The following is a 7194-nucleotide window of genomic DNA, read 5'->3' on the forward strand; positions in this document are numbered from 1 at the left end:
CGTGCACGCTCATAAATCCAGAGCATTTAGGCATCATTGTCTACAAACAGGCACAAGTTTCAAAATATAGCCGCACTTTGGCCTCTGTGTCGCCGCCGCGCGACTGTTTCCTCCGATCTGGGTGAGCGGGATCTTGTGCGCTTTCGGGCGCTTACGAACTCAGAAGGTGTAGAATGTCTACAACGATCACAGTATCCTCCGCAGCAGAGCTGGACCAGGCTCTGTCACAGGCGACCGGAGGCGAAACAATTCTGCTTGCGGCAGGCGATTATGGGAATCTGAGCCTGAACGGGACTCAGTACGCGTCGACCGTAACAATCAAGTCTGCCGATCCGAATGCACCGGCCAGCTTCTCCACGGTCAAACTGAACCAGGCCTCGAACATCACGTTCGACAGCATCAACTTCGACTACTCCTACAGCAACGGGGATTACTATTTCCAACGCCCGTTTTCTGTGGACTACAGCTCGAATATTTCCTTCAACAACTCGGTCTTCGATGGGGATTACGCCGGCGGCGCAGGCACCGGGGTCGGTCTGGGCATCAAAAGCTCTGATAATGTCTCTGTCTCGAATTCGGAATTCAAAGGCTGGTGGAAAGGTGTCATCGCCACCAATTCCGACGGGGTCGATGTCGTCAGCAACAACATCCACTCTATCCGGTCTGACGGTCTGGTGTTTGACAACGTCGACAACATTCTGGTCGACAAGAACTACTTCCACGACTTTGGCGCGATGGCTGGCGCCAACGATCACCGGGACATGATCCAGGTGCAGCGCGCCAACGGCAGCGGCAGCGACAATATCACCATCCGCGACAACATCTTTGATATGGGCAACGGTGATCACACCCAGACCATCTGGATGGGGGGTGACGGCAAGGATACCAGCGACCCGAATGTCATGCATCACAACGTGCTGATTCAGGGCAACACCATCTATAATGGCCATTTCCACGGCATCTCCATTGATGGTGCGAACGGGCTGACAATCACGCAGAACTCGGTCCTGCATCTGGATGTGGCCTCTCTGACGGGTGGCATCGAGATCCCGGTGATCAACGTGACCTCGGGCTCGAAAAACGTGACGATCGATTACAATATCGCGTCACAGGTGCGCGGCTATACAGGGCAATCCGACTGGAATGTATCCAACAACGCCCTGATCCAGCCTGGCGAGTACGATCAGAACTTTACCTACCAGGCAACCGCGCAGGCGGACGGCTACACCCAATATGTCGTCAAACCCGGCAGCTTGGCCGACACATTGGGCGCAGGCTCGATCTATACCACCAACCCTCCGGGCACCTCTCTGGACTTGCTGACGAGCAACACAGCTGCGTCCACCCCCTCTGGCGGCGGAGCACCTCAGCCCTCCGTCAACCCGACACCACCCCCGCCCAGTCAGCCTGCACCGGATCAATCCACACCGGATCCAGATCAACCCACAACGGGAACAAATCAACCTGATCCAGATGCCGGACAGCAGCAACCTGATCCAGATGCAGGACAACCGGCTGCTGGTTCGGATCAGGGTGACACCGACGGACAGCAGCAGGCTGCCGATACGGCAAATCAGCCTGACACAGCCCCCGCTAATCCAATCGAAATTGCGGAAGAGTTTGTCGAGACTGAAGAAGTCTTCATTTGTATCGACCTGTGTCAGGACCAGGGAAGCCAAGATACCGGCCAGACCACCCAGCCCTCATCGGGTTCGGGCCTTACTTCTGGCTGGGCCGGCAATCTGTTTGCGCAGGCCGGTAACGGGAACAGTGGTACCCGCGACAATTTCACGTTCGGGAATTTCGGCTCGAACGGCAGCGCGGCAGATCAGGGCAGCCCGTTCGTGGGTCAGGCTTTCAATCCGTTTCAGATTTTCGGCAATGACGACATCTTCCTCAACAGAGGCGGAGTGTTCTCAGGTTTCTCGGGCAACTCGGACCGGAGTTGGACCTTCGGCGGCAACACTGACAGCGCTGACAGCACTGAAACCGACGATGGGTTGAATTTCTTCGGAGGGTCTTTTGGAGGCTTTGCTGATTTGTTCGCCTGATGGCAAAAATCCCTGAAAACGAAGGTGATTGATCACCACAACATGAGCGGGCTTCGGAATCTGAAGCCCGCTCATGTCTTTTCCGGCCCCTTGTTGCGAGAAACATGCAAACCTCAGAGCATCTGTCTTTAGGAGTTGCATTCATTCATCTAAAAGATCAGTCAGACGGTCACGGCACATCCGTGCCGCATGTATTAATAAGAGCTTCTTTGTCGCGCCTGTTTTCTGTGACGGGCGCAAGACGTTGGTAAATATTTTTGGCTTTTGGTGGAGCGCTGCATCCAAAGCCGGGTTTCGGAGGAATGAATGGCGACATCGGACATACGCTGGCATACCGAATGCAGGCGGGACTATCTGGACACGATCTGGGACGTCATCACCAATGAAAAACCGGCCCGGATCATGGAAATCGGCGGGACAACCAGCCGTTCGACCAGTGACAAGCCCCTGCCCGATCATATCCAGTCCTTTACCATCAGCGATATCAGCGCCGAAGAACTCGCCCATGTCTCGGATGATTTCGACACATTGCAGATTAACGCCTGCGGCGATGTCAGCCATGTGGATCAGAGATTCGATCTGATCATGTCGAAATTCTGTGGCGAGCACATGCCCGACGGCAAGCAGTTCCACAAAAACATGCACCACCTTCTGGCCGATGGCGGCCTGGCCATTCACCTGGTCCCGACCATCTTTGCCTCGCCTTTCCTGATCAACTGGCTGTTTCCCGAACAGCTCACCCGCAAGGCGGTTCAACTGTTGCAACCCCGGCGGTTCGACAACAAGAACACTGGCAAATTCCCGGCCTATTACTCGCTGTGTCGCGGCTCGACCCGGTATATGCAGAACGCGCTGGCGGATGTCGGGTTTTCCGACATCAAGGTGCATGAGTATTACGGGCACCACTATTATGATAAGCTGTTTGGTCTGCGGCAGTTGGATGCGGGTCTGTCACGCATGTGCGCGCGCAATGAATGGTCGTTCTATTCGTCCTACGCCATTATCATGACCCGAAAATGAGGATTTTGCGCCCGCCGCCCTGTTTATTTCGATAAGCTCAGATCCAGAAAACCCGAGCTGCGACCCAATCTGTAAATTTCTTAAATGGTACGATCCAAGGCAAACGTGATGATGAATTCCAAAAGCTATCAGGCTTATCAGAACAGCCCCTATAAAAGTAAAAAGCACAGCACCTATTTCGATGTGTATGACACGCTTTTTACGCCCTATATCGGCAAGGACATCACCTTCATCGAGATCGGCGTTCTGGGCGGTGGCTCATTGTTCATGTGGCGCGAGTTCTTTGGCCCTCAGGCCCGCATCATCGGCGTTGAACTGAACCCCGAGGCAAAGCGATGGGAACAGGAAGGGTTCGAAATCTTCATCGGCAGCCAGAGCGATCCGGACTTTCTGGAAAATCTGGCCAAACAGGTCGGCGAAATTGACATCCTTCTGGATGATGGCGGCCACACATACGAACAGCAGATCATCACCACCGAATGCCTGCTGCCGCATATCCGCGAAGGCGGTCTGCTGGTCGTCGAGGACACCCACACCTCTTACATGGAAGGGTTCGGGTTCAAGAGCCGCTCGTTCATAAAATACGCCACAAACATGGTAGATCGCATCAATAAACGCTTTTCCAAGCTGGTCTCGGAGGCGTCAGAAAAGCGGGTCTGGGGGATCCGTTTCTATGAATCCTTCGTCGTGTTCGAAGTGAACCGCAAGGCAACCTCCGTCGCCTCGGCCCCAACCGACAATGGCGGAAAGGACCTCGATGCAAAGGATTTCCGGCACGCCGACAACCAGGCCTATGAACAGTTTCTGAACAAATCTCAGAGCATGTCGGCGCTGAAAGCTATCCCAGGCATGCGAGCCCTCGCCCGGCTGGCGCGGCACCTGATTGCGCTGCCTTCCGACATCAAACGGTCCAAGAGACTGAAGGAGTATTTCTGACACTCCGTCCAAGGCTCCGCCCCTTGCACTGGTTCGGACCGCAGCAGCCCTGCACGGGCGGCGTTACTCCAAATCAGCCAGAGAGACGGGGCCGCTGATCACCGCCACCCGATCCCGGGTTGAGGAACGCCCATCGACGAAGAAGATCACCCGGTCCGGATAGGCTGCGGCAATGTCACGATTGCTTTCAGGTCCCAGATCACGCGCAAAAAGCGGGCTGTCCGAAGTGGCGCTGAAATCGTTCAGCCAGAAGGCGCTGCCGAACTCTTTGTCCACATCCGTCGAGATGAACATCAGACTGTTACGGTATTGCTCCTGCCGGGCAAGGTCCTGATATTCCGCGTGATAGCCATTGATCCCGGGGTATCGGTTGAACCCCAGCCAGCTTTCGAACACCAGAACCGAGCACAGGCACAACAGGACAATCCCGCCGCCGATCCGCTGCGCCACCAGAGCCGCAGGGTAGATGCGGGTCAGCCTCTGCACAACACTCACCACCCCAAAGGCGGTCAGGATCAGCAGCGGCACGATCATCATGAACCAATAGCGTGGTCCGGCAAAAAACCCGCCATAGAACCAGAACAGGGCGTAAAACCCAGCTGTCACAACGATGATCACGGCCATCGCTGCGGTCAGTCGGGTCCATTGGCCCCACAAGACGAAGAACAGCGCAAAAGCCAGCGATGTCCCACCCCAACCGAACAATGAGAAGTTCAGCTCATACAGGTTCTGCTGCGCATTGATCAGGGCTTCCAACGGGCTGTGCCCCTTGAAGACGTCAACGTTGCCCCAATCGGGTGCGCCAATATCAGGGCCAAATCCCAATGCGTTGGATCCCGGTCCCCAGAACTTGTCGTAATAGGTGTTCAGCGGGGTCGAGAACGCATCTCCGGTCAGGTGGATCACATAAGGAAAGATCAGCGCCCCAACTGCGATACAGCCCAGGCCAAAGGCAATGACGGTCTGCCAGTGACGTTTGTCTTTCAGAAAACTCAGCGTCCACAGCCCCGTCAGCACCCCTATGTAGAACCCTTCCAGCGGTCTGGTCATCACCAGCCACCCCAAAAGCGCCCCGGCAATAAACGGCAGGAGAACCGAGGGGCGTTCCCGTGCCTTCAACAACAGGACCCAGGCCCCCAGGATCAAAGCATAGGTGAAGGTATGGATCAGCTGCGTCGCCGCCATCGAGATGTACCAGGGCGAGATCGCCATGAGCAAGGCCGCAAGATTGGCGGTCCCCCGATCGGTCAGCACTCTCATAAAGCGATGCAGCAGCAGCACGCTGATGGCCGCCAGCAACGGGTTGACGATCCAGGGCATTCCGATCTGCAGGCCAAAGGCCAATAGCACCGGCCAACCGGGAAACGTGGTCACAAACCATCGGTCCTGATAGCTGTCCATCAGGTAGTGGTCGAATGCGTCGGTTGACGGTGGGATCGGCAGCGTCACCAGACCGTCGGCAAGATAGCGGGCATGGAAGACATATAGAATATCGTCCAGATGCGGCACGCCCCTGAACGCCGCCAGGCTGATCAGGGTTGAGATCAGGAAAAGCCCGATCGCCAGGCAATAGGGAAAGGCCCGGTCAAATCTGCGTATCTCATCGCCGCTTCCGGGCAGGCTGAGCGATTTCGCAAGCCGCGTGCTCAGGCCGGTCAGCCTGTCTTCCGGCATGGCCGCCAGAATGGCGATGAAACTTGCAAGGTTCAGGCCCGCGAACAGGGAACCGATGATCACATGTTTGACCAGTCGCGGATAGGTTTCAGAGGCGATGAAATCCATCACCCCCTTTGACGCCGCAACCATCACCAGCAGGAACAGAACCACGCGCCCCCACCCCAGATCTGAACACGCCCGGATGACGTGACCCACAAGCCTGCGCCGCCACCATACCAGCGCGGTCACGGCCCCCTGGGCCGCGATCACGGCCAACATGGAATATGCGAAAAGCGGCGGCGAAAAGCGGACATGCTGAAACCAGATCGGGCTTCGGATGGCCAGCTGCGCCCCCAGCCCGGCCACAAAAAGCGCGGCGGCCAGACCAGCCAGCTGCCAGGGCGTACGCAAGGTGACGCTGATCGCAAGCACTGCAACCGAGGCAATCATCAGCCACCAGTATTCGACACGAGCCAAAGCCGCAGGGCTGACGGCCCCGGTCAGGGCAAACACAAACAGGGCCATGGCGCAAAGCCCCAGAGCTATCCTGGGCAGGATCAGAGGGCTACCCTCTGAACCCGTCACATTCTGCGCATCGTTCATCATAGCAATCTCACTCGTAACACAATTACAGACCCAATCCCTTTTGCCGAAAAATCCCCAAAAAACCGCGATGTGTCATCAGCGGACCTCTGGTCACAGCCTGATGGTACTCAAACACCCTATACGTCAACGACGAGGAACAGCTTTCGGATCAATGGCGGCTCTCCCCAGGAAAACAGCTGGGCGCATTTCACGTTGTATTTGTCCATGATTTCCTTGTGCGCGCGGCTTTCGCCCGCCGTCCACAGATCGGTATCGCCCCAGTCATCATATCCGATCAGTGTACCCGCCTGGATCAGCCGGTGTTCGAACATGAAATTCAGAACATCCATCGTACTGTTGTAAAGGTCCGCATCGATATCGACATACGCTGCTGTCTTGAACGTACCGTTTTCCACCAACTCGGGTTTGAGAGTGTCTGAAAACCACCCCTCATGGATCGTGCACTGACCTTCGGGCAGATCCAGTTTTGTCAGCTTCTTTTTCAGTTCAGGCAAAGGGGCGGCAAACGCACCGACATTCCACACTGCAGGAACCTGTATCCCCGGATCTTCCGCCGGCAGCCCTTCGAAGGAGTCAAAAAGATGCATATCGGGAACATCCATTCCCCGGTCCCGCAATCCCATCACCAGACCTTCGACCGTACTGCCATGGGCAACACCAAAACAGTAAAACTGGCCTTTGTCTTTCAGCGTTTCAAATCGTTTCAGATACCACGGGATAAGCTGCCGCCATGAATGAATACCAATAGTCAGCTCGGCAAGCTCTGCATCCGTGAGGTCAAGGTCGGTCGTGGCCATAAGCCTTTCCAATGGCCACCGCCGTGCCACCCCGCCCCATTTCACCAGAAAGAACTTTTTCTTTAACCAATCAATCATAACGTTCTCACACCTTGTAAAAGTCCACTCATCAAATGCCGCTTGGTATC

5 protein-coding genes are annotated in these 7194 nt (G+C 55.9%); 3 read left to right on the forward strand and 2 right to left on the reverse strand.

The genetic code is table 11. The annotated features are described in order from the left end of the window. The first annotated feature begins 173 nt into the window (after positions 1 to 173). The 3 genes from AC2FNU_RS23055 to AC2FNU_RS23065 all read left to right on the forward strand — a co-directional run bounded on the left by AC2FNU_RS23055 (position 174) and on the right by AC2FNU_RS23065 (position 4007). Entirely contained in the window at positions 174 to 2051 is a 1878-nt protein-coding gene (locus tag AC2FNU_RS23055; RefSeq protein ID WP_496793184.1) for a right-handed parallel beta-helix repeat-containing protein, read from the forward strand. A gap of 306 nt (positions 2052 to 2357) precedes the next feature. Beyond that, positions 2358 to 3071, forward strand: coding sequence for a class I SAM-dependent methyltransferase (locus tag AC2FNU_RS23060; RefSeq protein ID WP_496793188.1), 714 nt, complete (start codon positions 2358 to 2360; stop codon positions 3069 to 3071). An 84-nt stretch (positions 3072 to 3155) separates the two neighbouring features. Beyond that, on the forward strand, positions 3156 to 4007 hold the full coding sequence (locus AC2FNU_RS23065; protein WP_496793190.1) for a class I SAM-dependent methyltransferase: 852 nt from the start codon (positions 3156 to 3158) through the stop codon (positions 4005 to 4007). Between the two features lie 63 nt (positions 4008 to 4070). On the opposite strand, the gene AC2FNU_RS23070 is transcribed toward AC2FNU_RS23065, so the two are convergent. Continuing rightward, entirely contained in the window at positions 4071 to 6266 is a 2196-nt protein-coding gene (locus tag AC2FNU_RS23070; RefSeq protein WP_496793193.1) for an ArnT family glycosyltransferase, read from the reverse strand. 119 nt (positions 6267 to 6385) lie between these two features. Then, positions 6386 to 7144: a TylF/MycF/NovP-related O-methyltransferase gene (locus AC2FNU_RS23075; RefSeq protein WP_496793196.1), complete on the reverse strand. Its 759-nt coding sequence runs from the start codon at positions 7142 to 7144 to the stop codon at positions 6386 to 6388. Positions 7145 to 7194: the final 50 nt, after the last annotated feature.

Source organism: Ruegeria sp. BHSB064, assembly GCF_059613205.1.

Coding starts and splice junctions, on each gene's coding strand:
- AC2FNU_RS23055 (WP_496793184.1), top strand. CDS start 174: ATGTCTACAACGATCACAGTATCCTCCGCAGCAGAGCTGGACCAGGCT.
- AC2FNU_RS23060 (WP_496793188.1), top strand. CDS start 2,358: ATGGCGACATCGGACATACGCTGGCATACCGAATGCAGGCGGGACTAT.
- AC2FNU_RS23065 (WP_496793190.1), top strand. CDS start 3,156: ATGGTACGATCCAAGGCAAACGTGATGATGAATTCCAAAAGCTATCAG.
- AC2FNU_RS23070 (WP_496793193.1), bottom strand. CDS start 6,266: ATGAACGATGCGCAGAATGTGACGGGTTCAGAGGGTAGCCCTCTGATC.
- AC2FNU_RS23075 (WP_496793196.1), bottom strand. CDS start 7,144: ATGATTGATTGGTTAAAGAAAAAGTTCTTTCTGGTGAAATGGGGCGGG.